The sequence below is a fragment of the Streptomyces sp. AC627_RSS907 genome (assembly GCF_019049165.1).
In genome coordinates, this window is sequence record NZ_JAGMUE010000943.1 from 1 (window position 1) to 657 (window position 657).

At 76.3% G+C, this 657-nt stretch carries 1 protein-coding gene; it reads right to left on the minus strand.

The annotated features are described in order from the left end of the window. A partial coding sequence (locus KUM32_RS39585) for an MMPL family transporter (RefSeq protein WP_217146576.1) occupies positions 1 to 657 on the minus strand: 657 nt, incomplete at both ends.

The following is a 657-nucleotide window of genomic DNA, read 5'->3' on the forward strand; positions in this document are numbered from 1 at the left end:
GAGCGACTCCTGGGCGGCGTCGGTGCTCACGTGGTGCGGCACCTGGAGCTGGAGCATGCTGATCCGCTTGTCCCGCGAGGTGCTCAGCGTGCCGTCGCCGGACAGGCGCGGGTCGCCCTTGACGTCGCGGGCCAGCTCGCGCAGGGCCGCGGTGACCTCGGCCGAGCGCTCCGCGTCGGCGCGGACCACGATCTGGTGCATGGCCTTGAGTTCGGGGAAGGCGGCGTTCTGCCGGTCGTAGACCTGCATGGCGCCGATCGCCCGGGAGTGCGTCTCGCGGCCCATGTCGGTCAGGTTCAGGCCGAGCGCCGGGGCAGCGACGGCGAGCATCCCGAGGACGGAGGCGGCCAGCGCCACGGCGGGCCGCCGGCTGACGCCGCGCAGCACGGCCGCGGTGGCCCGGCCGGGCCCGCTCCGGCGCGGGGCGCGCTGGCGTACGGGCCTGCCGCCCGCCGCCGCGCGGGCCGCCCTGCGCTCGGCCCGCCGCTCGGCGCGCGCCCCGAGCACCGCGAGCAGGGCCGGCAGCACGGTCAGCGAGCTGAGGACGGCGACCAGGGTGACGACGATGGCGCCGACCGCGATCGAGGAGAAGATGACGTCGTCCACCAGGAAGAGCGTCGCGGACGAGACGGCGACGGCCAGGCCCGAGAAGAAGAC